23 protein-coding genes and 1 tRNA gene are annotated in these 22,903 nt (G+C 68.8%); 17 read left to right on the forward strand and 7 right to left on the reverse strand.

The annotated features are described in order from the left end of the window. Nucleotides 1-66 precede the first annotated feature (66 nt). Nucleotides 67-1,686 (forward strand): phosphoglycerate dehydrogenase, encoded by a 1,620-nt coding sequence (serA, locus tag ACIPV2_RS04700; RefSeq protein WP_400838949.1) that lies wholly within the window; start codon nucleotides 67-69, stop codon nucleotides 1,684-1,686. 30 nt (nucleotides 1,687-1,716) lie between these two features. Here the strand turns inward: serA and ACIPV2_RS04705 are convergent, their stop codons facing one another. Continuing rightward, nucleotides 1,717-2,286: a TetR/AcrR family transcriptional regulator gene (locus tag ACIPV2_RS04705; protein WP_400838950.1), complete on the reverse strand. Its 570-nt coding sequence runs from the start codon at nucleotides 2,284-2,286 to the stop codon at nucleotides 1,717-1,719. Nucleotides 2,287-2,375: 89 nt separating this feature from the next. Between ACIPV2_RS04705 and ACIPV2_RS04710 the strand changes: the two genes are divergently transcribed. From ACIPV2_RS04710 to ACIPV2_RS04755, 10 genes are all read left to right on the forward strand, one after another. Continuing rightward, nucleotides 2,376-3,905, forward strand: a complete 1,530-nt coding sequence (locus tag ACIPV2_RS04710) for an MFS transporter (RefSeq protein WP_400838951.1) — start codon at nucleotides 2,376-2,378, stop codon at nucleotides 3,903-3,905. Between the two features lie 91 nt (nucleotides 3,906-3,996). Continuing rightward, entirely contained in the window at nucleotides 3,997-5,046 is a 1,050-nt protein-coding gene (locus ACIPV2_RS04715; protein ID WP_400838953.1) for a 3-isopropylmalate dehydrogenase, read from the forward strand. 46 nt (nucleotides 5,047-5,092) lie between these two features. Continuing rightward, a complete protein-coding gene (locus ACIPV2_RS04720; protein WP_400838955.1) occupies nucleotides 5,093-6,196 on the forward strand; it encodes a branched-chain amino acid aminotransferase in 1,104 nt (367 codons plus the stop codon). A 196-nt stretch (nucleotides 6,197-6,392) separates the two neighbouring features. Further along, nucleotides 6,393-7,370 carry a hypothetical protein gene (locus ACIPV2_RS04725; RefSeq protein ID WP_400838957.1) on the forward strand — a complete coding sequence of 326 codons (978 nt, stop codon included), beginning with the start codon at nucleotides 6,393-6,395 and terminating at the stop codon, nucleotides 7,368-7,370. Nucleotides 7,371-7,576: 206 nt separating this feature from the next. Continuing rightward, nucleotides 7,577-8,353, forward strand: coding sequence for a fumarylacetoacetate hydrolase family protein (locus ACIPV2_RS04730; protein WP_400838959.1), 777 nt, complete (start codon nucleotides 7,577-7,579; stop codon nucleotides 8,351-8,353). 5 nt (nucleotides 8,354-8,358) lie between these two features. Next, a complete protein-coding gene (locus tag ACIPV2_RS04735; protein ID WP_400838961.1) occupies nucleotides 8,359-9,612 on the forward strand; it encodes an MFS transporter in 1,254 nt (417 codons plus the stop codon). Between the two features lie 16 nt (nucleotides 9,613-9,628). Further along, entirely contained in the window at nucleotides 9,629-10,393 is a 765-nt protein-coding gene (locus ACIPV2_RS04740) for a class I SAM-dependent methyltransferase (protein ID WP_400838963.1), read from the forward strand. A gap of 54 nt (nucleotides 10,394-10,447) precedes the next feature. Beyond that, nucleotides 10,448-11,953, forward strand: a complete 1,506-nt coding sequence (gene gltX, locus ACIPV2_RS04745) for a glutamate--tRNA ligase (RefSeq protein WP_400838965.1) — start codon at nucleotides 10,448-10,450, stop codon at nucleotides 11,951-11,953. Then, nucleotides 11,950-13,263, forward strand: coding sequence for a threonine/serine exporter family protein (locus ACIPV2_RS04750; RefSeq protein WP_400838967.1), 1,314 nt, complete (start codon nucleotides 11,950-11,952; stop codon nucleotides 13,261-13,263). Before gltX ends, ACIPV2_RS04750 begins: the two co-directional genes overlap by 4 nt. Nucleotides 13,264-13,363: 100 nt before the next feature. After that, nucleotides 13,364-13,435 (forward strand) — tRNA-Gln (locus tag ACIPV2_RS04755). A 52-nt stretch (nucleotides 13,436-13,487) separates the two neighbouring features. Here ACIPV2_RS04755 and ACIPV2_RS04760 read toward each other — a convergent pair. After that, nucleotides 13,488-15,080 carry a molybdopterin-dependent oxidoreductase gene (locus ACIPV2_RS04760; RefSeq protein WP_400838969.1) on the reverse strand — a complete coding sequence of 531 codons (1,593 nt, stop codon included), beginning with the start codon at nucleotides 15,078-15,080 and terminating at the stop codon, nucleotides 13,488-13,490. Between the two features lie 253 nt (nucleotides 15,081-15,333). Between ACIPV2_RS04760 and ACIPV2_RS04765 the strand changes: the two genes are divergently transcribed. The 4 genes from ACIPV2_RS04765 (at nucleotide 15,334) to ACIPV2_RS04780 (ending at nucleotide 17,854) form a co-directional block, all read left to right on the forward strand. Next, a complete protein-coding gene (locus ACIPV2_RS04765; RefSeq protein WP_400838971.1) occupies nucleotides 15,334-15,954 on the forward strand; it encodes an AmiS/UreI family transporter in 621 nt (206 codons plus the stop codon). An 85-nt stretch (nucleotides 15,955-16,039) separates the two neighbouring features. Further along, nucleotides 16,040-16,387 carry a hypothetical protein gene (locus ACIPV2_RS04770; RefSeq protein WP_400838973.1) on the forward strand — a complete coding sequence of 116 codons (348 nt, stop codon included), beginning with the start codon at nucleotides 16,040-16,042 and terminating at the stop codon, nucleotides 16,385-16,387. A gap of 63 nt (nucleotides 16,388-16,450) precedes the next feature. Further along, nucleotides 16,451-17,155 (forward strand): HAD family hydrolase, encoded by a 705-nt coding sequence (locus ACIPV2_RS04775; RefSeq protein WP_400838975.1) that lies wholly within the window; start codon nucleotides 16,451-16,453, stop codon nucleotides 17,153-17,155. A 21-nt stretch (nucleotides 17,156-17,176) separates the two neighbouring features. Next, on the forward strand, nucleotides 17,177-17,854 hold the full coding sequence (locus ACIPV2_RS04780) for a PepSY domain-containing protein (protein WP_400838977.1): 678 nt from the start codon (nucleotides 17,177-17,179) through the stop codon (nucleotides 17,852-17,854). Nucleotides 17,855-17,893: 39 nt separating this feature from the next. Here the strand turns inward: ACIPV2_RS04780 and ACIPV2_RS04785 are convergent, their stop codons facing one another. The 4 genes from ACIPV2_RS04785 to ACIPV2_RS04800 all read right to left on the reverse strand — a co-directional run bounded on the left by ACIPV2_RS04785 (nucleotide 17,894) and on the right by ACIPV2_RS04800 (nucleotide 20,174). Then, nucleotides 17,894-18,472, reverse strand: coding sequence for a PRC-barrel domain-containing protein (locus ACIPV2_RS04785; protein WP_400838979.1), 579 nt, complete (start codon nucleotides 18,470-18,472; stop codon nucleotides 17,894-17,896). A gap of 56 nt (nucleotides 18,473-18,528) precedes the next feature. After that, nucleotides 18,529-19,164 carry a hypothetical protein gene (locus ACIPV2_RS04790; RefSeq protein ID WP_400838981.1) on the reverse strand — a complete coding sequence of 212 codons (636 nt, stop codon included), beginning with the start codon at nucleotides 19,162-19,164 and terminating at the stop codon, nucleotides 18,529-18,531. Between the two features lie 189 nt (nucleotides 19,165-19,353). Next, a complete protein-coding gene (locus ACIPV2_RS04795) occupies nucleotides 19,354-19,704 on the reverse strand; it encodes a GNAT family N-acetyltransferase (protein ID WP_400838983.1) in 351 nt (116 codons plus the stop codon). Next, a complete protein-coding gene (locus ACIPV2_RS04800) occupies nucleotides 19,701-20,174 on the reverse strand; it encodes a carboxymuconolactone decarboxylase family protein (RefSeq protein ID WP_400838985.1) in 474 nt (157 codons plus the stop codon). Before ACIPV2_RS04800 ends, ACIPV2_RS04795 begins: the two co-directional genes overlap by 4 nt. A gap of 175 nt (nucleotides 20,175-20,349) precedes the next feature. On the opposite strand from ACIPV2_RS04800, the gene msrA reads away from it, so the two are divergent. Further along, nucleotides 20,350-20,907 (forward strand): peptide-methionine (S)-S-oxide reductase MsrA, encoded by a 558-nt coding sequence (msrA, locus tag ACIPV2_RS04805; RefSeq protein WP_400838987.1) that lies wholly within the window; start codon nucleotides 20,350-20,352, stop codon nucleotides 20,905-20,907. A gap of 77 nt (nucleotides 20,908-20,984) precedes the next feature. Beyond that, nucleotides 20,985-22,325 (forward strand): APC family permease, encoded by a 1,341-nt coding sequence (locus tag ACIPV2_RS04810; RefSeq protein WP_400838989.1) that lies wholly within the window; start codon nucleotides 20,985-20,987, stop codon nucleotides 22,323-22,325. A gap of 3 nt (nucleotides 22,326-22,328) precedes the next feature. Here ACIPV2_RS04810 and ACIPV2_RS04815 read toward each other — a convergent pair whose 3' ends face one another. Continuing rightward, a complete protein-coding gene (locus ACIPV2_RS04815; protein ID WP_400838991.1) occupies nucleotides 22,329-22,808 on the reverse strand; it encodes an Lrp/AsnC family transcriptional regulator in 480 nt (159 codons plus the stop codon). Nucleotides 22,809-22,903: the final 95 nt, after the last annotated feature.

Genomic DNA, 22,903 nt, shown 5'->3' on the forward strand with positions numbered 1-22,903 from the left:
CGATTGCGCCCCGACGGCGTGCGGCGCATCGGCTGACCATCGCTCGTCCTGCCCCGAAGGATATCTGTGCCGAACAACACCGCCACCAAGCCCGTCGTCCTGCTCGCAGAGGTGCTCTCGCCCGCGACGATCGAGGCGCTCGGGCCCGACTTCGACGTCCGCGAGGTCGATGGAACCGATCGTGAGGCGCTGTTCGCGGCTCTCGCCGACGCCCACGCCGTGCTGGTCCGCTCCGCCACGCGCATCGATGCGGAGGCGCTCGCTCACGCCCCGAAACTGAAGGTCGTCGCCCGCGCCGGCGTCGGACTCGACAACGTCGACATCAAGGCGGCCACCGCCGCAGGCGTCATGGTCGTGAACGCACCCACGTCGAACATCGTCTCGGCCGCCGAGCTGACGGTCGGGCACATCCTCAGCCTCTCCCGTCGTATCCCTGCCGCTCACGGCTCGCTCTCCGGCGGCGCCTGGAAGCGCAGCTCGTTCACCGGGGCCGAGCTCTTCGAGAAGACCGTCGGCATCATCGGCCTCGGCCGGATCGGCGCTCTCGTCGCCGCGCGGCTCAACGCATTCGACATGCGGGTCATCGCGTACGACCCGTACGTCACCAGCGCGCGCGCCCAGCAGCTGGGCGTGCAGCTCGTCACGCTCGACGAGCTCGTGGCCGAGTCGGACTTCGTCACCATCCACATGCCGAAGACACCCGAGACGACCGGCATGATCGCGGCCGAGCAGTTCGCCGCCATGAAGCCGACCGCATTCGTGGTCAACGTCGCGCGCGGCGGTCTGATCGACGAGGCGGACCTGCACGAAGCACTCGTCGCCGGCGAAATCGCCGGTGCCGGCCTCGACGTCTTCACCTCCGAGCCGCCGGCCGAGGGCAGCACCGCCCAGGCGCTGCTCGGCCTGCCCAACGTCGTCGTCACCCCGCACCTCGGAGCGAGCACCGACGAGGCGCAGGAGAAGGCCGGTGTGTCCGTCGCACGGTCGGTGCGGCTGGCCCTCGGCGGCGACCTCGTGCCCGATGCGGTCAACGTGGCGGGTGGCGTCATCGACCCGTACGTGCGCCCGGGCATCCCGCTGGTCGAGAAGCTCGGCCAGATCTTCTCGGCGCTCGCGCAGTCGCCGATCACCAGCCTCGACGTCGAGGTGCACGGCGAGCTCAACAACTACGACGTCAGCGTGCTGCGCCTCGCCGCGCTCAAGGGTGTCTTCACCAACATCGTCAGCGAGACGGTGTCGTATGTGAACGCACCGCTGCTCGCGGAGCAGCGCGGTATCGCCGTGCGCCTCCTGCAGGACGAGATCAGCGAGGAGTACCGCAACGTGATCACGCTGCGCGGCGCTCTCTCCGACGGGTCGCAGCTCGCAGTCTCGGGCACGCTCACCGGTCCGAAGCAGATCGAGAAGCTCGTGTCGATCAACGAGCACGCGATCGAGCTGCCGATCGAGAAGCACCACGTCGTGATGCTCTACACCGACCGTCCCGGCATCGTCGCGGTCTACGGCCAGAAGTTCGGCGACGCCGGCATCAACATCGCCGGCATGCAGATCGCACGAGAGGCTGCCGGCGCTCAGGCGCTCAGCGTGCTGACCCTCGACTCGCCCGTCTCCGACGAGCTGCTCGAAGACGTCAGCGCGGCGATCGACGCGGACCTGTTCCGCCAGATCGAGATCGCCGAGGTCTGATCCCTCTGCTGTGCTGACGCGGGCTCCGATTCACTGCGGAGCCCGCGTCGTCGCTTCCACGACCAGGGCGATCAGCTGATCGAGGACGGCGCCGGTCGGCACGAACTCGCTCAGCGCGCTCTGCTCGTCGCCGGGCTCGGCGAGCGAGTTGTTGAAGTAGAGGCCGTCGCTGAGCAGCATGACGAGGTCGAGCGCGGTCTCGTCGCGCACGTGCGGTCGAATGGCACCGGCCCACCGCATCCGCACCTCGCGCAGTGCTCCGGATGCCGCGGCGGACCCGCCCTGCGCGAGGCGTGTCGTTGCGATCAGCGCGCGATCGAGGGCGTCGTCCTCCATGACGGAGGTGCGCACGTAGTACGCGATCGCGCCGTCTTCGGCAGTCGTCATCCGCTCGAGGTCGTCGTCCGTCAGCGCCGCCAAGCGGGCGACGAGACCACGGGTCAGGTCGTCCTTCGACGCGAAGTGGTAGAGCAGCCCGCCCTTCGACACCCCGGCTTCGCGGGCGACCGCCTCGAGCGTGGCGGCCCGCTCGCCGTCGGCGATGAGGATGCTCTGATAGGCGTCGAGCACGCGCTCGCGGGCAAGCGGGGGACGGGACATCGATACTCCAGACGATCGGGCTGTCGTGTTACTGTACCAGCCGGACGGTTTAGAAACCCGACCGCTCCAGACACAGAAGAGGTGCAGGCATGTCCGTCACAGCCCCGATCCGGCTGACCCACGAAGACGGCGCACGCGTCGGCGCGAGAGGGTGGGCGGCGCTGGCCGTGCTGATGCTGCCCGTGCTGCTGGTCTCGGTCGACAACACTGTGCTCAGCTTCGCCCTGCCCGAGATCTCGCTCGCCCTGCGTCCCTCCGGCGCCGAGCAGCTCTGGGTCATCGACGTCTACTCCCTCGTGCTCGCGGGCCTGCTCGTCACGATGGGCGTGATGGGGGACCGGTTCGGTCGACGCCGGATGCTCTTCATCGGCGCCACCGGATTCGCGGTCGTCTCGGCGCTGGCGGCGTTCGCGCCGACCGCCGGGCTGCTCATCGCCGCACGCGCGGCGCTCGGCTTCTTCGGCGCGATGCTGATGCCGTCGACGCTGTCTCTGCTGCGATCGCTCTTCCCCAATCGCGACCAGCGCCGGCTCGCAATCGCGATCTGGGCGTCCGGATTCTCGGCGGGGTCTGCGCTCGGGCCGGTCGTCGGGGGATTCCTGCTCGAGCACTTCGCATGGGGATCGGTGTTCCTCATCGCCGTGCCCATGCTCGTGCCGCTGCTCATCGGCGGGTACTGGCTGCTGCCGGAAAGTCGTGACCCGAACCCCGGGCGCATCGACCCGATCGGCATCCTGCTGTCGATGGCGGCGATGATCCCTGTCGTCTACGCCATCAAGTCGTTCGCGGTCGACGGACCGACGCTCACCGCTGTGATGCTCGTGATCATCGGCGTCGTGATGGGCTGGCTGTTCGTGCGTCGCCAGCTGCGTGCCGAGACACCCATGCTCGACATGAGCCTGTTCCGTCGCGGTGGCTTCAGTGGCGCGATCCTGGTCAATCTGCTGAGCGTGATCGCACTCGTGGGGTTCCTCTACTTCGTGCCGCAGCAGCTGCAGCTCGTCCTCGGGCTCTCGCCGATGATCGCCGGTCTGGCGCTGGTACCCGGTATGGCGGCCATGATCGTCGCGGGACTCGGAGTCGTGCCGATCTCGCGCAGGGTGCCGCCGCATATCGTCGTGCCCGTCGGCCTCCTGCTGTCGGTCGGCGGATACCTGATCGTCGCGTTCACCGCGCAGTGGAACAGCGTCGCCTGGCTGATCGTGGCCTTCGTCGTGCTGGGAATCGGGATCGGCGCGGCCGAGACCATCTCGAACGAGCTGATCCTCGCGCATGCGCCGGTCGAGAAGGCGGGCGCCGCCAGCGCCGTCTCCGAGACCGCTTACGAGCTCGGGGCGGTGCTCGGCACCGCGGTGCTGGGCGGGATCATCACGGCCTTCTACCGCGGCGCGCTGATCATCCCGGGTGGCGTGCCCGAGGCATCCGCAGCCCAGGCTCGCGAGACGCTGGCCGGCGCCTACGCAGCCGCCCAGGACCTGCCGACGCCGCAGGCGGATGCCTTGTGGCAGGCCGCGGGGCACGCGTTCGACTCCGGCATCGTCACGACCTCGCTCATCGGCGCTCTGCTGGTGGCATCCGCGATCGTCATCGCCGCCACCGCGCTGCGGCCGACGCGCTGACATCCGGCGTGACGCCCGCGTGGGCGCCGGTACGCTGGAGGCAGTGTCCGCGGCGACCCGCGTCGCGGACGAGCAGCGCTCAAGGAGACCCATGTCGCGCGTCGTGAAGCTGGCCGTCATCCCCGGTGACGGCATCGGACGAGAGGTCATCGCCGAGGCTGAGCGGGTGCTCGACGCGGTCACCGCCGGTGGCGACGTGACGTTCGAGAAGACGCCGTTCTCGCTCGGGGCCGACCGCTATCTCGCGACCGGCGACACGCTCACCGACGAGGACCTGAACGCTATCCGCTCGCACGACGCGATCCTGCTCGGCGCCGTCGGCGGAACGCCGGGCGACGAGCGGCTGAAGGATGCCAACATCGAGCGCGGTCTGCTGCTGAAGCTGCGCTTCGAGCTCGATCACTACGTGAATTTGCGCCCTTCCAAGCTCTTCCCCGGCGCATCGGGCCCACTGGCGGATCCCGGTGAGATCGACTTCGTCGTCGTCCGAGAGGGAACTGAGGGACCGTACGTCGGCAACGGCGGCGCCATCCGCAAGGGCACCCCGCACGAGGTCGCCAACGAGACCAGCGTGAACACCGCCTTCGGCGTCGAGCGCGTCGTCCGCTACGCCTTCGACCTCGCCGAGCGGCGCCGCAGCAAGCTCACCCTCGTGCACAAGACCAATGTGCTCGTGCACGCCGGGGCGATCTGGAAGCGGATCGTCGATCAGGTGGCATCCGAGCATCCGGCCGTCTCCGTCGACTACCTGCACGTCGACGCCGCCACGATCTTCCTCGTGACCGACCCGGCACGATTCGACGTGATCGTCACCGACAACCTCTTCGGCGACATCCTCACCGACCTCGCCGGTGCCGTCACCGGCGGCATCGGTCTCGCCGCCTCTGGCAACATCAACCCCGACGGCGCTTTCCCTTCGATGTTCGAGCCCGTGCACGGCTCGGCGCCCGACATCGCGGGACAGCAGAAGGCCGACCCGACCGCAGCGATCCTGTCGGTCGCCCTGCTGCTCGACCACCTCGGCCTGCGTGAAGAATCCGCGCGTGTGCAGCAGGCGGTCGAAGCCGACATCGCGAGCCGCGACGGCGCTCGCACCACAGTCGAGACGGGCGACGCGATCATCGCCCGTCTGCAGGCGTAATCTGAGAACCCGCGCGCATCGACGCCGCATCCGACAGAGGACAGACATGACCGACACCGCCACCACGGCCAGCTCCGACACCGCTGAGCTCACGTTCGCCGTGACGAAGAACCTCGCCGCCAAGAGCCCCGCTCAGCGCGAGGAGATCCTGCAGAACCCGGGCTTCGGCACGAACTTCACCGACCACATGGTCGACATCTGCTGGTCTGAGAAGGGCGGCTGGCACCGCCCGCGCGTGCAGCCGTACGGACCGATCTCGCTCGATCCGGCAGCCGCCGTGCTGCACTACGGGCAGGAGATCTTCGAGGGCATCAAGGCGTACCGGCACGCCGACGGCTCGGTGCACACCTTCCGCCCCGACCGCAACGCCGAGCGTCTGCGCCGCAGCGCCCGTCGCATGGCCCTGCCCGAGCTGCCCACCGAGCACTTCGTGCAGTCGATCCGCGAGCTGATCGCGGTCGACGGCGGCTGGGTCCCCTCCGGCGCCGACCAGAGCCTGTATCTGCGCCCGTTCATGTTCGCCAAGGAGGCGTTCCTCGGCGTGCGACCGGCGAAGAAGGTGGCCTACTACCTGATCGCCTCGCCAGCCGGCGCGTACTTCACCGGCGGCGTGAAGCCGGTGCGCATCTGGCTGTCGAAGAACTATGCGCGCGCAGGCAAGGGCGGCACGGGAGCGGCCAAGACCGGGGGCAACTACGCGTCGAGCCTGCTGCCTCAGTCCGAGGCTTCGGGCCAGGGCTGCGACCAGGTCGTCTTCCTCGACCAGGACGGCAACGTCGAAGAGCTGGGCGGCATGAACGTGATGTTCGTCTACAAGGACGGTCGCATCGTCACCCCGCAGTCCGACACCATCCTCGAGGGAATCACGCGCGACTCGCTGCTGCAGCTCGCGGAGGACCGCGGGCTCACGGTGGAGCGCCGTGCGGTCTCGCTCGACGAGTGGCGCCAGGGGGTGGCATCCGGCGACATCGTCGAGGTGTTCGCCTGCGGCACCGCCGCCGTGGTCACCCCGATCGGCGCCCTCGTGTCGGACGACTTCGAAGACCAGCAGCCTCTCGGCGAGCTCGCCATGTCGCTGCGCGAGGAGCTGACCGACATCCAGTACGGCCGTCGCGAAGACAAGCACGGCTGGCTCGTCCGCGTCGACTGACTCTTCTTCCCCCTCTCTTTCTTTCGCCGACACCCCCACTTCGCGCCGACACCCCCACGTGTGGACGTCCGTACGTGGGGGTGTCGGCGTCTAGTGGGGGTCTCGGCGGGAATGATTCGTCCTGCACAGGGCGGCTCGCGCGGATCGCGCTGTGGAGGGCGGCATCCGGGCAGTCGGACGTCCGCATCATGGAGCGATGCGTCGACGAATCGACATCGCTGAGGCAGGTCGGATGCTGCTCACCCGCGAACACCTCCGGAACAACGGTGTCACCGAGCGGCAGCTGCGCGATGCCCTGCGCGCGCAGAGCCTGCGGAGGGTGCATCGCGGATCATACGTGCGCGCGAAGGACTGGACATCGCTCTGGTGGGAGGGGCAGCACCTGCTGAAGGTGCTGGCTGTGAAGGCGGCGAGCCAGGGGAAAGGGCCGCTGTTCACTCACGCGTCGGCGGCCGTGCTCTGGGGCCTGCCGATGTACCGGATGGGCGATCAGCCGGTGCAGATCGTCGTCGACGGGACACGCCACAGCCGGGTGATCGCCGGCGTTGTGCGCCGCGACATGCGCCTCGACGACGGGGATATCACCGAGATCGAAGGCTTCCGTGTCACGTCGCTGATCCGCACGACTTTCGATGTCGCGCGCACAGCGGCGTTCGACACCGCGGTGAGCTGCACCGACGCGGCCCTGCGCCAGCGCGCGGTGAGTGGGCAGGTGGTGGATGCCGAGGCGGATGCCCTGTGGCGCGCAGAAGCGCTGCGACTCGCGCGTCCTGGCTTGCGGGGCGTGCGTCAAGCCCGCGAGGTGCTCGACTTCGCCGACGGACGGTCGCAGCTGCCGGGTGAAAGCGTCAGCCGCGTGCGGCTGCATCAGCTGGGCTTCTCGAAGTACGAGCTCCAGGTTCCGGTCACCGGCGCACAGGGCGATCGGTACTGGGTGGACTTCGCGTTCCTGCGGGCGCGACGGTTCGGCGAGTTCGACGGGAAGGGCAAGTACCTCGATCCCGATCTTCGCACGGCGGCGTCATCGGATGAAGCGGTGGCGGAGAAGCGCAGAGAAGATGACATACGAGGTGTCACCGGGTGGGGCTTCGCCCGTTGGGGATATGAGCACATCCGCACACCTGACGCCTTCGGTACGCGCCTCGCTGCCTTCGGCATCCGTCCGCCGGGCTGACCCGCGCATGTCCGCCGCGCCCTCTCCCTCCGCGCCCTCGCCCTTCCCCTGCGCCGACACCCCCACTTCGCGCCGACACCCCCACGTGCGGACGCTCCTACATGGGGGTGTCGGCGGGAAGTGGGGGTGTCGGCGTACCGGGCGGAGAGGGAGGGGCGAGAGGGAGGGGAGAGAGGGAGGTAACAGCGCGGGGTTAGGCTGACGGAGTGAAGATCGCGCGTTTCAGTCACAACGACGGCATCCGGTACGGCATCCTCGACGGCGACGAGATCGTCGTGCTCGACGGCGATCCGATGTTCGCCGGCTACGAGCCGACGGGGGAGCGCGTGCCCGTCGCCGACGTCGCGCTGCTCGCCCCGGTGATCCCGCGGTCGAAGGTCGTCTGCGTCGGTCGCAACTACCACGACCACGCGGCAGAGTTCGGCAACGTCGCACCGGAGGAGCCGCTGCTCTTCCTCAAGCCCAACACCTCCGTGGTCGGCCCCGGCGACACCATCGTGCGACCGACGATCTCAGAGCGCACCGAGTTCGAGGGCGAGCTGGTCGCGGTCATCGGCCGCATCGCCAAGAACGTCAGCGCCGAGAACGCCCTCGACTACGTCTTCGGCTACACGGTCGGCAACGACGTGACCGCGCGCGACCTGCAGCGCAAAGACGGGCAGTGGACCCGCGGCAAGGGCTTCGACACCTTCTGCCCGCTCGGCCCGGTCATCGAGACCGAGTTCGATGCGGCCACCGCACGACTCGAGACCCGGGTGAACGGCGAGACGCGCCAGCAGGCGCCGCTCACCGACATGGTCCACTCCGTCGCGGACATCATCGCGTACGCCTCCGCCGTCTTCACTCTGCTGCCGGGAGATGTGATCATGACCGGCACCCCTGCGGGCGTGGGCGAGATCGTCGCAGGCGACAGCGTCGAGATCGAGATCAGCGGGATCGGCGTGCTGCGCAATCCCGTGCGCGACGCCGCCCCCAGCGCGTGAGCGCGGTGAGCACCCCGCCGATCGAAGACCTCCGCGCCATTCAGCGCCGCACCGTCGGCGTGCTCGCCGCCGGGCAGGTGCTCGGCGGCATCGCATTCGGTGCGACCGTCTCGCTCGGCGCCCTGCTCGCCGCCGACCTCTCGGGTGATGACGCCCTGTCGGGTCTGGCGACCGCGTCCGTCACCCTGGGCGCTGCCGCTTTCGCGATCCCGCTGGCGCGCTTCGCCGCACGCCGCGGACGCCGGATGTCGCTGACCGCGGGCAACCTGCTCGCCCTCATCGGGATCGGCATCGTCATCACGTCGGCCGCGCTGCGCTTCTTCCCGCTGCTCCTGGTGGGCATCATCATGATCGGCATGGGCAACGCCGGCAACCTGCAGTCGCGTTTCGCCGCCACGGACCTCGCCCAGCCCGCGCACCGCGGTCGCGACCTGTCGATCGTCGTGTGGTCGACCACCGTCGGCGGGGTGACCGGACCCCTGCTGCTGCCGCTCGGCGAAGAGGTCGGCGCACTGATCGGGATGCCTCCGCTCACCGGTTCCTATCTCTTCTCGCTCGTCGCTCAGGCGGCCGCGCTCGTGCTGTATGTCATCGCGCTGCGCCCGGACCCGCTGCTGACGGCCTTGAGCCTGGCCAGATCATCCGCCCGGGGCGCGGTGCTCGGGGCCGATGTCGACCGCCCGGTCGTCGCGCGCTACGCGATCTTCGCCGTGTCGGGGTCGCACGCCGTGATGGCGTCGGTCATGGCGATGACGCCGATCCATCTGAAGCACATGGCGCACGGCGGCGGGCACGGCACGACCCAGGAGGTGACGCTGCTGGTCGGAGTCACGATCGCTCTGCACGTCGCCGGCATGTACGGCCTGTCACCGCTGTTCGGGATCCTCGCCGACCGGTGGGGGCGCATCCGGGTGGTGCTGCTCGGCCAGGCGGTGCTCACCGCTTCGCTGCTCACCGCCATCTTCGCGGGAGAGCATCCGGCGGGTGTGATGGTCGCACTGATCCTGCTCGGCCTCGGCTGGAGCGCGGCTACGGTGGCCGGGGCGGCACTGCTGACGGAATCGTCGACCGTGCTCATGCGCCCGCGACGTCAGGGCATCAGCGACTCGCTCATGAGCCTCACCGCGGCGGTCGGCGCCGCAGGAGCGGGGATCGTGCTCACGCAGTTCGGCTACGGCGGGCTCGCCACCGTCGCGCTCGTGCTCGTGATCGCCATCACCGCCCTCTCGCCGTTCGGCCGCATCCGCGAAACGGCATGAGCGGGGAACGAACCGCATGAGCTGGACAGGCACCGGTGAGGCGTTCGCCGCCTCCTACGCCGCGCTGTGCGCGGGCACGGGCACGGGCGAGCGGCTGCGCGAGATCGCGGGCCCCGCCCACAGTCGCACGCTGCTCGACGTCGGCGCAGGGGACGGCACGCTCGCGGTGGCGTGGATGGATGCCGGCTGGCGGGTCACCGCAGCCGAGCCCGAGCCCAGCATGCGCGAGGCTGCCCGTGCCAGGCATCCCGGGTTCAGGCTCGTCGACGAGGCTCTGCCGCATCTCTCGTTCGGCGACCGGGCATTCGATGTTCTGACGGCGAACTTCGTCCTCAACCATGTGCCCGACCCGCGAGCCGCCGCTGCCGAGCTGCGCCGGGTCGCGCGGGAACTGGTGATCGTGACGACCTGGTCGGCCTCTCCGACGGCCCTGTGGGGCGACGTGATCGAGCGTGCGGGACTGACTCCGGCATCCGGCACCCGTCTTCCTGCCGAGAAGGACTTCGAGCGCACCGCCGACGGACTCGCAGCCATGCTGATCGACGCCGGTTGGAATCCCGAGGTGGCCGAGCTGACTTGGACCTGGGACGCAGAACCCGACGCGCTCTGGCGATCCGTCGCCGGGGGAGTGGCCGGCGCCGGCGCGTACTACGCGACGCTCTCGGATGCCCATCGCGCCCGCTTCCGCGCCGCGTTCGAGGAGCTCGTCGACGAGCGCGGCGAGGGTGGGCGGATGCCGATGACGCAGACCGCCGCGATCGCCGTCGAGCGTGTCGGCTGAGCGCAGCCGAGCCGGCCGGGTCAGGGCATCCGCCCCGGATAGAATCGAGGGGATATGGCTACCGTGCATCCCCTCACCACCACCGCCACCGGATCTGACGTCCGAGTGCGCTTCTGCCCCTCGCCGACCGGCCTGCCGCACGTCGGCATGGTGCGCACGGCGCTGTACAACTGGGCGTACGCCCGCCACAACGGCGGCAAGCTGATCTTCCGCATCGAAGACACCGATGCCGCGCGTGACAGCGAGGAGAGCTTCCGTCAGCTCGTCGACGCGCTTACCTGGATGAAGATCGACTGGGACGAGGGTGTCGAGGTCGGCGGCCCGCACGCGCCGTACCGCCAGTCCGAGCGGCACGACATCTACCGCGGTGTGATCGAGAAGCTGCTGGCGACCGGTGCGCTGTACGAGAGCTACTCGACGGCGGAGGAGATCGACGCCCGCAACGAGGCGAACGGCCGGGCGAAGCAGCTCGGCTACGACAACTTCGACCGCGACCTCACCGACGAGCAGAAGGCCGCGTTCCGCGCCGAGGGCCGTCAGCCCGCGCTGCGTCTGCGGGTGCCGGATGAGGACCTGACCTACGTCGACATGATCCGCGGCGAGGTGACCTTCCCGGCGGGCTCCTTCCCCGACTTCGTGGTCGTGCGCCCGAACGGTGTGCCGCTGTACACCTTCGTGAACCCGGTCGACGACGCGCTGATGGGCATCACGCACGTGCTTCGCGGCGAGGACCTCATGCCGTCGACCGCACGCCAGCTCGCGCTGTATGACGCGCTGATCCAGGCGGGCGTCACCACCTTCGTGCCGCGCTTCGCGCACATGCCGCTCGTGCTCGGTGAGACCGGAAACAAGAAGCTGTCCAAGCGCGACCCGCAGGCCGACCTGTTCCTGCACCGCGAGCGAGGCTTCATCCACGAGGGCCTGCTGAACTACCTCGCGCTGCTGGGCTGGTCGATCGCCGCGGACCGTGATGTGTTCTCGCTCGACGAGTTCATCGCCGCGTTCGACATCGCCGACGTCAACCCGAACCCGGCGCGCTTCGACCAGAAGAAGGCCGAGTCGATCAACGGCGACCACATCCGGATGCTGGATGAGAAGGACTTCGCGGAGCGGATGCTGCCCTACCTGGCCGCCGCGGACGTGTTCGGCGGCGAGCCGACGCACGAGCAGATCGTGCTGGCGTTCCGCGCGGCGCCGCTCGTGCAGGAGCGCATGCAGCTGCTCGGCGAGTCGGCCGGCATGCTCGGCTTCCTCTTCACGGACAACGTCTCGTACGAGGCCGACGCGCTGAAGGGCCTGCCGGCGAACGCCGCCGAGGTGCTCGCGGCGTGTGCGGTGGCTCTCGAGCCGATCGAGGAGTTCACCCCGGATGCCATCCAGTCGGCGCTCTCGGCCAAGCTCGTCGACGAGCTCGGGCTCAAGCCGCGTGTCGCGTACGGTCCGCCGCGCGTCGCCCTGACGGGCCGGCGCGTCTCACCGCCGCTGTTCGAGTCGATGGAGCTGCTGGGCAAGGACGAGTCGCTGCGGCGACTGCGCATGCTCGCTGACTTCCTGGCGTGAGCTGTCCGGCGCCGGATGCCGTGATGCCGGCAGCCGAGACGGATGTCATCCTCGGCGATCTGGGTGTGCTGCTGCTCGAGTGCGGCACGTCGGTGACCGACGTGCGCGGATCTCTCGAGCAGGTGAGCCGCAGAGCGGCGCCCGGGACGACCCTCGAGTTCGCGATCCTGCCGGAGATGGTGATGGTGAGCCGGCCAGGGTCGGCGTCGGCGACGACCACGGTGATCGGCAAGGGCGAGGCGCTGACCTTCCGCCAGTCGGCGCGCGCTAGCAGGCTGGTGCGCGATCTGGAGATGGGCGCCGTGCCATTGGCATCCGCGCCAGAGCGGATGGCGGCGATCCGCGCGACCCCGCGCCGGATGCCCGGTCTGCAGAGCGTCATCGGCTGTGGTCTGCTCTCCGTGTCGCTGGCCGTGCTGTTCCGCTGCCCATGGTGGGCGGCCATCGTCGCGCTGGTGGTCGGCTTGCTCGTCGGCGGACTGATGATGCTGATGATGCGGGTGCGGGCCGCAGCGGCGGTCGCTCCGTTCGTGTCGGCGTTCGCGTCGACCCTGCTGGTCGGCGTGGTGGCGAACGCGTGGGATCTCGGACCTGTGCCGTTGTTCGCCGTGTGCGCACCGGTGGCGATCCTGGTGCCGGGCGCGTTGATCACCAACGCTCTGCTGGAGCTGACCTCGACCGATATCGTCACCGGCGCTTCGCGGCTGATGTACGGGCTGATCATGCTCGCGTTCATGGCCGCCGGACTGTACTCGGGTGCCTACCTCACGGGGCTCCGGGTCGACTCGGCGTCGGCGGCGCTGGTCGGTGAGGCCGTGCACCTATCGAACGAGAGCGCGGGGTGGGAGGCGCTGCCGCCGCTGTGGACGGCATGGTTCGCGGTGGTCGTGCTCGCCATCGGCATCGGCCTCGCGTTCGGATCCGGCTTCCGCCTGACGGTCGTCTGCATCGTGGTGATGACGGGCACCTACGCGGTGCTCGCGCTGTTCAGCCCGCTGGTCGGCAGCGTCGTGGCGACCGGAATGGCAGCGGCGGTGCTGTTCGTCGCGGCTCGCGTACTCGAGCGGGTGACGCTCGCCGTGCCGGCCACGGTATCGTTCCAGCCGGCGTTCCTGCTGCTCGTGCCGGGCACGATCGGTCTCGTGTCGCTGGCGAGCTTCGACGCGCAGGCACTGGCATCGGCACCCATGATGTTCCTCAGCCTGTGCATCGGCACGAAGGTCGGTGCTCTGCTGGCGGATCTCGCACGGATCACTCGGTCGACGGTGTTCCTCCGGTGGACGAAGCCGGCGCGGATGGGGGAGCTGTGAGCTTGGCGGTTTCGCCACGCCCGGGCATCCGGTGTCGATTCGCCATCTGCACGCCGCTCGGGTAAGCTTGACTCTCGGTGCGAGGCTCCGGTTTCGCCCTTGGGGTATGGTGTAATTGGCAACACGGCTGATTCTGGTTCAGTTGTTCTTGGTTCGAGTCCAGGTACCCCAGCAGAGAAGAACCCCCGTTCAGGCGGGGGTTTTCTGGTTCTCAACCCGGTGGGTCAGCTCACGGCGATCAGTGAGCGCTGCCACCCCGCGGATCCATCTGGTGCGATGGGGGCGGCTTCCTCGATCTGCATCTCGCCGTTCTTGTTGATCGCTCGCACGGCGACGTAGTGATTGCCGGGTTCGGCGTCCCATTCCAGGAACCACTGCACCCAGGTGTCGGTGTTGATGGGAGTGGACAGGGTCGCACGCTGCCAGTCGCCGTTGTCGATGCTCACTTCCACGGCTTCGATGCCCACCGTCTGCGCCCATGCCACGCCCGCGATCGGGATACGGCCGGCAGCGACGCTCTTGCCGATCTTCGGGGTGTCGATGCGGGATGAGAACTTGATGGGCGCCTCGGCGCTGTAGCCGCGCGGCGTCCAGTATGCCTCGTCCTTCTCGAACGTGGTGACCTTCAGCTCGGTCACCCACTTCGTGGCCGACACGTACCCGTACAGGCCAGGCACCACCATGCGGACCGGGAATCCGTGCTCGAGGGGGAGCGGCTGGCCGTTCATGCCGACGGCGAGGATCGCGTCGAGCCCATCATCGGTGAGCGCCGACAGGGGAGTGCTGGCGGTGTAGCCGTCAACGCTGCGGGACAGCACCATGTCGGCGTCGGCGTGCGGGGACGCCAGCCGCAGGACATCCCGGATCGGCACGCCGAGCCACATCGCGTTGCCCACCAGGTCGCCGCCGACGACGTTGGAGACGCAGGTCAGCGTGATTGCGTACTCGTCCAGTCCCATCTCCACCAGCTCGTCGAAGGTGAGCTCGATCCGCTGGTCGACCATCCCGTCGATCACCAGCCGCCAGCTCGCGGGGTCCACGGTCGGCACGGTGAGGGCTGTGTCCACCCGGTAGAAGTCGGCGTTGGGGGTGAACAGCGGGGAGATGCCGGGGACGTCGAGCTCGGCGCCGTCCGGGATCGTCACCGACGTTCGAGCTGCGGGCAGGCGAAGCCCCTTGCGGATCGCCGCAACGGATGAGGCCGTCGCGCTGACGACGCGAGAAGTGACGCCGACGATCAGCGCGGATGCGCCGGCGATGCCGGCGAGCGCGAAGAACCGGCGTCGGTCGACGGCCACGGCGCTGCCGGCACCATGGGTGCTGTCGCCGGAGTCGCCATCGGCTGCGGGCTCGGTGGCCGAACGCTGCCAAGCGCGAAGCCGCCGGCTGAGGAAGACGAGAGCCGCGATTCCGGCGATCGCGCCGATCACCGACGGAAGGAACGCGAGGGGGGTGACACCGGCGCGCGTCGTGGTGGCGGCCACCGATGCCGCCCCGGCGATGCCGAGCACGATCATTCCGACCGGCGGCCACAGCAGCTGCAGGATTCCGGCCGCCGCCGACGCGATCACGACGGCCAGACCGAGTCCGATCAGCAGCGCGACCTTGTCGAACTCACCGAACGTCGAGATGGCGAACTCCTTGAGGGGCTGCGGAACGATGTCGATGACGAACGAGCCGACCGCCAGCAGCGGGCTCGCATCCCGCGCCACCAGCAGAGCCGACAGCTCCGCAGCGGCAAGGAACACCACACCGCTGATCACGCCTGCGACTGCGGCGAACACGATGAACGCCCCGCGTCGATTCTGTTTCGACATTGCTCCCCGATCCTCGCACCGGCCCGATGGCCGCTTGCTGAGTGATTCGGAGGCGGCACCGAATCGGATCGGATGTGCCGTGGCTGTCTCAGAGCGGTGAGGCGGTTTCGACTACACTCCGATCAGGCTGCACGATCATCGCGGTCGCGCCGTACGAGATGGATGTCGAAGCCATCGTCGGGCCGATGCCCTCCCACCCGCGATGGTCCGTGTGCACAGTGCCGGCCACCGCCTTTCTCGAAGGAGCGACCGGATGGCTGACATCGGGCTCTTCTACGTCGGCGCCGTGCTGATCATCAACGGCATCATGCTGCTCGGCGCGATGACCGCCCGAGCCGCTGCTCCGCTCAACCTCTTCGTCGGCGCCATGCAGGTCATCACACCGACCTTCCTGGTCATGACCGCGGACGGTGACCCTGCGGTGATCTTCGCCGCGAGCGGCCTGTACCTCTTCGGCTTCACGTATCTGTGGGTGGGCATCAACGCTCTGGCGGATCTGCCGGCGACGGGTCTCGGCTGGTTCTCGCTGTTCGTCGCCGTGGCTGCGATCGGATTCGCCGAGAGGACCTGGGCTGCCGGCGGCCGGGTCTTCGCCGTCATCTGGGTGCTCTGGGCGCTGCTCTGGCTGCTGTTCTTCCTGCTGCTCGGCCTGGGCAAGGATCACCTGGCGCGCCTCACGGGTGCCGTCGCGCTCGGGGAGGGCATTGCGACGGCCGCTGTCCCCGCGTGGCTCTCGCTCACGGGTTCGTTCGTCGATTCCGAGATCGCTGCGCTGATCCTCGCCGCGGCTTCGGCCGTCGCTGTGATCGTGCTCTACCTGCGGCTGGGCAGGACTTCGCGGGCCGCTCCGGCCGACGTGCGCGCCACCTCCTAGCATCCGCCTCCTCCGGTCGCCAGGCCCTTCGCCTGCTCGCGCCGTCGTCGCACACTGGTGGCTCGACGCGAGAGGAGAAGACTGCATGAGCACCCGTCTGAACAAGAAGGCTCTCGAGCACGCCCGCGAACTCCTGCGCAAGGGCGATGTCGTGCACGACGAGCGCGACGACTGGAGCGAGCACGCGCCGAGCACCGCTGACGAGAACGCATTCATCGACAAGCACGGCATGGACCAGTTCGCGCTGTGGCACCTGGGCGAGGACACCAGCGCCTCCGAGGGCACGAAGGGCCGATACAGCTTCCCTTACGGCGACTTCCGTCGGCTGCACCGCTGCGCGGTGATCTCGGCCGAGAGCAGAGCCGGTCAGTACGACCACACGTCGATCGAGAAGGCGCTGAAGGACCTGCTCGCCGACATCGACGACGCCTGAGTCGCACCTCGCGCCACCGCGGCCGGTTCCGGCCGCCTCAGAGACACCACAGGGGAGAAGCACATGAATGCCACATCACCGACGTCAGCGCCCGCGTCCGAGCACGGCAACCCGCTGCTGACAGCCGAGGCGTATCTGCTCGATGTCGACGGCACGCTCATCGATTCGAACTACCTGCACGTCATCGCCTGGCAGCGCGCGCTGCGCGATGCGAACACCGCCGCCCCAGCGGCATCCATCCACGCGGCCATCGGTCTCGACTCCGCCAAGCTGCTGGATCGCATCGCTCCGCATGCCGATGACGAGCAGCGCGACCGGATCTCCTCGAGGCACTCCGCGCACTACAGCGACCTGTCCGAGGAGCTCGCGCTTCTGCCGGGGGCGCGCGAGCTGCTGCGCCTCCTGCATGAGCGCGGCACGCGGGTGGTGCTCGCGACCTCCGCACCTCAGGAGGAGGTCGACCGTCAGCTCGAAGTGCTCGACGCCGAGCAGTGGATCGACGCGATCACCACCGCGGAGGACGTGGAGACCGCCAAGCCCGAACCGGATGTCTTCGCCGTCGCGATCGAGCGTGCCGGCGTGCCGGCTGAGCGCTGTGTGGCGATCGGAGACGCGCGCTGGGACATGATCGCCGCAGCGAAGGCGGGCGTCGTGGCCGTCGGCGTCGAGACGGGTGGCACCGATGGCGGCGTGCTCACCGACGCCGGTGCCGTGTCGGTGCATCAGGGCGTGCAGGAGATCGTCGATCTGCTGCAGCATTCACTCTGAGCCGGCACCGACAGTGACCGCATGAACAAGAACGGCAGACGACAGGAGAACCAGATGTTCCGCCCAACCCCGAACCTCAGCACCCGCACGACTCTCGCGCGCACCGGCATCGGTGTCTGCGCCGTCGCTCTCGCACTCGGCATGGCCGGATGCACCCCGGAGAGTGCCACGCCGTCGCCGTCCGGCTCGACCGCCAGCGCCCCATCCCAGAGCAGCGGAGAGCCCGCTGCTCCGAGCGGATCGGCGACCGCGGCCGCCGGAGCCGACACCGACCTGCGAGAGACGCAGCTTCCGATCAGCGCCGAAGACGCGATGAAGACCGCGATGGATGCCGTCGGCGCCGGATTCATGCACAGCATCGAACTCGACTACGACGAACGCGACGCGGCCTGGGAGTGGGAGGTGAAGATCCTCGACGGCACCACCGACCACGAGATCGAGATCGATGCGAGCAGCGGCGAGATCGTCTCGCAGAAGAAGGACACCACGGATGACCAGGAGAAGGAAGTCAGCCTGGAGGACCCGATGAGCTACGACGAGGCACTCGATCTGGCCACCGCGAAGGTGGACGGGCCGCTGCGCGGGTGGAAGCTCGAGTGGGACGACGGACGCCGGGAGTACCAGTTCGACCTCATGCAGGGGTCGGATGAGGTGGAGGTCACCGTCGACGCCGACACCGGCGAGGTCATCCTCGATTGATCGGCGACGCGGGTGCGGAACCAGCCCGCGCCGTGGCGCTCACTCCTGGTCGCGGCGCAGCTGATCAGCTCCGACATCGCGTGACTGGTCTGCTGTCCGCTCATCCGCGATCACGTACCTGTGGATGCGGATCCGCTTGCGGGGAGGGCGCTGGTCGTGCACCACGATGGGATCGCCCGTCAGAGGGTCTTCTCGGCTCGTGACCCGGTCGTCCGCCCGCCGACGCGCATCGTCGTCGGAGCTGTCCACGCGGGACCCGTCCACGCCGGAGCCGTCGACTCTGGAGTCGTCGTCCGAGTCGTCGGCGTCCCCACCCTCGTAATAGTGCTGAATGCGGTCGATGTCTTCGTCGGTCAGGATGCCGTCGGCATCGATGCGAGGGGCGTTCTTGACCGTGTCCTTGTCGTGCTCGACATGAAGTGCCTCTCCATCGAAGTCGGCGTCACGCAGCGGCACGAACGACTCCGACTTGCCGAACCAGCCGGTGGTGACGCCGACGAACAGCGGCTGACCGCCGTCCGGATCGACGTACACGTGCTTCACCGTGCCGATCTTCGACCCATCGGTGTCGACGACATCGGCGTCGAACAGACTGTTGATCCTGTGTGATTCGATCATGGGCTTGCCTTCCTGTCAGGCGGCGGCAGAGGCGGTGGGCCTCTGCCGCCGGTGGTTCACCGTCCGAGTCCTGTGCGGTCCACCCGGCGGTGGTAGCGCATGCCGCCGATGCCACCGAGAATCGCGCCGCCCAGGCTGACGAGAGCCACGACGATCGCGGTGATGATGCCGGTGACCGTCAGATCGCCCTCATCGATCGGGATCCGGGGGAAGCTGTTCAGCTGACCGAGGACGTTGAACTGCGCACCGGCCACAGCGGCGACGATGGCCACAACGATCGCGATGACGATCGCCCAGATCCACACGGCCAGTCCCTGCTTGACCCCCGAGAACCGTGCCATCCGGCCGGCCACATAGCCGCCGCAGTAGTAGGCGACGAACAGCACGACGGCCAGCGCGATCGCGCCGACGATGGTGACTGTCTGCGCATTCGCGCCGATCTTATCCGCAGCATCCTCGACGTCGCCTTCCGCGACACCGAGGCCGAGACCGGCACCGACCGCGCTCAGCAGCGCCGTCAGCAGAACCGCCGTGCCGGTCGCAGTGAGCCAGCCGAAGAAGGCCGAACCCCACTTGAACCCTCCGAACCGCTCCTGCTGGCGTCCCAGCACCTCTTCGCGCTGTGTGGGTCCTCGCTCGGCCGAGACCGCTGCGGGCTCATGGCCACGAGGATCCGAATTGGATGTGCTCATCTCGACTCCTGACGTCGGGCGGGCGGAGCGGATCACGCCCACGTGATCTCTCCCAGAGTCCGCTCTGCGGCTCCCGACAGGGAGGGGGTTGACCCCGGGGCATCCGAAGTGCCATCCATAGCGACCGGACCACCGGTCAGCACCAGCGCCGCCCATGCGACGGTGGTGAGACGCCGGCTTCCCTCGCGGTCAGCCCTGTCGAGCCTTGATCGCGGCGACGTGCTCGCCGCGGCGCTCGACGACGTGCTGCTGGTACTCCGGATGCTTGGGAAGCCAGGCCACGACGTACGGGCAGACCGGCACGATGCTCTTCCCCGCGGCGATCACATCATCGACGACGGCGCGGAGCAGCTTCGAGGCCAGCCCCTGCCCGTTGTACTCCTCGGAGACGGCGGTGTGGAACAGCACGCGTTCATCGCCGACGTCGACGTACGACTCCTCGCCGATCTCCGTCGACTGTGCACCGTCGTCTCCGCGATCGATCAGCACATACCGCGACTCGTCCGGCAGCTCGGTCACGGCGAAGCGCTCGGCGGTCATGACAGCACCTTGCCGTCGTCACCGCGCGGGCGCACCGGGTGCTCGCTGAGGATCGAGATCCGGTTGAACATGTTGATGGTGAGCGCGACCCACTCCGCGGCGGCGAATGCGGCGTCGCCCAGCACGGCCCGCGCACCGGCCAGGTCCGCCTTCGACTCCTCGGTCAGGGGCATGCGCGTCGCGGCCTCGGCGATGGCCAGCACGGCGGTCTCGCGCTCGGTGAAGAGCGTCGTCTCCCGCCACGCGGGAAGCAGGTCGATCTTCTGCTGGGGGATGCCCGCGCCGCGAGCTTCGCGCGTGTGCAGATCGAGGCAGAACGCGCAGGCGTTGATCTGCGACGCCCGCACCTTGATGAACTCGCTCTCCTGCAGCGAGAGACCACTGCGCTCGGCCTCGCTCGCCACGGCCCGGGAGTACTCTCCGGCGGCCTTCCAGACGTCAGGTGCGGATTTGTCGAGATAGGGACGCATTTCTCATCTCCTCGGATGCGATGACCGGCCGGGAAGCGGCTCTGAGCACCAACTTAGACCGCGCGCGCCGCATTCCCGTCGGGTCGGCGGCTGCGACCGGCCCTCCTTCGGCGGAGCGGAGGCAGAATGGAAGACGGGGCACCCGAGCCCTGTCACGAGACACGAGGAGACGAGAATGACCAGCGGAACCAGCGACACCGGAGAGATCACCCGCCGCGCAGGTCTGGACACGGCCGTGCTCGCCGGCGGGTGCTTCTGGGGCATGGAGGACCTCGTCCGCCGCCAGCCCGGCGTCGTCGCCACGCGGGTCGGCTACACCGGCGGCGAGAACGATCACCCGACCTATCGCAACCATCCCGGGCACGCCGAGGCACTCGAGATCGTCTACGACCCGGCCCAGACGACGTACCGGGACATCCTCGCCTTCTTCTTCCAGATCCACGACCCGTCGACTCTGAACCGCCAGGGCAACGACATCGGCACGAGCTACCGCTCGGCGATCTTCCCGCTCGATGACGAGCAGGAGCGCGTCGCGCGCGAGACCATCGCGGATGTCGACGCGTCCGGCCTGTGGCCCGCGCCGGCCGTCACCACCATCGAGCAGGCAGCCCCGTTCTGGGAGGCCGAGCCCGAGCACCAGGACTACCTGGTGCGCTACCCCAACGGGTACACCTGCCACTTCCCGCGTGCGGACTGGGTGCTGCCGCGTCGTGAGGCCGGCACGACCGCCTGAGCGAGCTTTTTACCGGCACCATCGCCCCGGTGTCAAGGCATGTGCGCGGGCCGACGCCCGCCTCTACCTTCGTGAGCATGGACACCGCTGAGAACCCACCCCGTCTGCGCCGAGCGATCAGCGGGCCGATGCTGTTCGCGTTCATCCTCGGTGACGTTCTCGGCGCCGGGATCTACGCCCTGATGGGCGTGCTGTCCGAGAGCGCGGGCGGCATGCTGTGGGCGCCGCTGATCGTCGCCCTGCTGCTCGCGCTGCTCACCGCCGGCTCCTACGCCGAGCTGGTGACGAAGTATCCGCGGGCCGGGGGAGCAGCGGTCTTCGCCGAGCGCGCCTTCCGCAGCCCCCTGCTGTCGTTCCTGGTCGGGTTCAGCATGCTCGCCGCCGGCGTCGTCAGCGCGGCCGGTCTCGCCATCGCCTTCTCGGGCGACTACCTGGCCACCTTCATCGACGTGCCCGTGATCCCCGCGGCAATGGTGTTCCTCGTGCTCGTCGGACTGCTCAACGCGAGGGGCATCCGGGAATCGATGGGCACCAACCTGGTGATGACGGCCATCGAGCTCAGCGGGCTCGTGATCGTGATCGTCGTGGTGGCGATGTTCGTCGGCGGGGGCGGGGGAGACCTCGGCCGAGCGACCGAGCTGCCCGAGGGGGTCGGCGTCGCCGGTGCGGTGCTGGGCGGCGCGATCGTCGCCTACTACTCGTTCGTCGGGTTCGAGACCTCCGCGAACGTGATCGAAGAGGTCAGGAAGCCCAGCCGGGTGTACCCGCGCGCGCTGTTCGGCGCGCTGCTCACCGCCGGCGTCGTCTACGTGCTCGTCGGCGTGGCCAGCGCAGCCGCACTGCCGACCGACGAGCTGCAGGAGTCGACCGGACCGCTGCTCGCGGTCGTCGAGGCCACCGGCGTGAGCGTGCCGTCGTGGCTGTTCAGCCTCATCGCCCTCATCGCGGTCGCCAACGGCGCGCTGCTCACGATGATCATGGCCAGCAGGCTCGCGTTCGGCATGGCCGAGCAGGGGCTCCTGCCCTCCGCGCTCGGCCGTGTGCTGCCGAACCGGCGGACGCCCTGGGTGGCGATCATCTCGACGACAGTCGTGGCCATGCTGCTGACCCTCGTCGGCGACCTCGCGACCCTCGCCGAGACCGTCGTGCTCCTGCTTCTGCTGGTCTTCATCAGCGCCAACGTGTCGGTGCTGGTGCTGCGTCGCGACAAGGTCCAGCACGAGCACTTCCGGGTGTGGACCTTCGTGCCCGTGCTCGGAGTGATCTCATGCCTCGTGCTGCTCAGCCAGCAGCGACCCGTCGTGTGGCTCTTCGCCGCGATCCTGCTGGCCGTGGGCGTGGTCCTGTGGCTCAGCACGCGGCGCTTCGCCGGACAGCCCGTCGCCGACCGTCCTGACGAGATGTCCGCCGAGCACTGAGTCTCATCGGCGGGGGACGACGCCCGCACCCTCGCGCAACTCGAACACCAGCTGCGTCTCGGTCGCCCTGACGATGTCGTGCACCGTGATGCGCTCGAGCACGATGTCGCGCAGCGCTGCGGCGTCGGCCACCGCGACGTGCACGAGGAAATCGTCGGCTCCGGCGATATGGAAGACCTGCAGAACTCCGCTGGTCGCGGCGAGAGCGTCGAACAGCGACTCGACGCCGTCCCTGCTGTGACTGCCCAGCCGCACGCGGATCATCGCCTGCACCGGAGCGCCGACGCTCGCCGGATCGATCTCGAGTCGTGGGCCCGTTATCACGCCGCGGCTGCGCAGGGTGCGCAGCCGGAAGGCGCAGGTGGATGCTGGGATGCCCAGCGCCACCGCGAGATCCTTGATGGGAGCATGCGGAGCGTCGATCAGCGCCGCGAGTATGCGCAGATCGAGCTCGTCGACGACACCCTGCTGTGCTGAGGCCAACTTCTGCTCCCGAGATCCGCGTGAAACTGTTCTCGAAACAACTTACGCGCCGCCCGGGGATCGCCTCGACAACGACTCTGGACTGAGATGAGCGA

The organism is Microbacterium sp. NPDC089987 (assembly GCF_044748505.1).
In the GTDB taxonomy this organism is placed as follows: Bacteria; Actinomycetota; Actinomycetes; order Actinomycetales; family Microbacteriaceae; genus Microbacterium.